At 47.3% G+C, this 954-nt stretch carries 1 protein-coding gene; it reads left to right on the forward strand.

All coding sequences use genetic code 11. The features are described 5' to 3' along the window. Positions 1 to 954: secretin N-terminal domain-containing protein (locus ACS8FD_RS17480; RefSeq protein ID WP_439276783.1), on the forward strand; the 954-nt coding region annotated here is incomplete at both ends.

Here is a 954-nt window from a genome sequence, read left to right on the forward strand (position 1 = left end):
TACCGATCAAAACTTTGTCCTTGATCCGCGTATCAATGGCAACGTCACTGTGATTTCTAACAAGGCGTTGTCTCGTGATGAGATTTATCAGCTATTTTTGAGTGTCATGCAGGTCAATGGTATTGCAGCGATCGACTCAGGAACAACGATCAAGCTCGTTCCTGATAATATCGCAAAGCAGTCTGGTGTCGAAGTTGATCTGCGTGGTGATAGCGTGGGTGAAGCCTTGGCAACTCGCGTTATTTATTTGACCAACACGCAGGCCGCTGAAGTACTAGGCGTTATTCGACCACTGATGCCGCAGTCTGCTCATGCGGCTGCCGTGCCTGGTGTCAATGCACTGGTATTATCTGATCGCGCTGATAGTTTGAATCAGTTAACCACCCTAATTCGTGATTTGGACAACAATGTCAATGATAGCTTACAAGTCATACCACTGCGCCATGTAGATGCTGAGCGTATGATGGATCTCATCAGTGCTTTGGTTTTAAGTGCAGGTGAACAGGCACAAGGAGGCGGCAATCAGCTCAAAGTGATCGCTGATACTTCTAGTGACAGACTGCTGGTCAAAGGTAGTCCTGAGATGATTGCTAAAGTGCAAGAAATGGTCAATCAGCTTGATACCACGCCGTCACGTCGCTTAAGTGGCTTACGAGTCTTTCGCTTAAAGTATGCAAGTGCTGGTCATATCGCAGAGATGTTACGCGGCTTACTTGCCAATCAGTCTATTAATAGTACTGGGGCGACATCGACCTTAGAGTCAGCCTCACTAGATAGTGCTAGCAGTACAGGTAGTACGCTGGGCAATAATAGCAATGATACATTAAATGGCAATAGTTCAACTGGAGCTAATAACTCGGTGTCAGCTTCTGCGTCCAGCTCAGGCGGGACAGGCACCAGTACTGGCGGTCGACCCTTTAGCATTATCGCTGATGAGACGCAAAACTCCGTTAT

The sequence above is a fragment of the Psychrobacter sp. 1U2 genome (assembly GCF_051847575.1).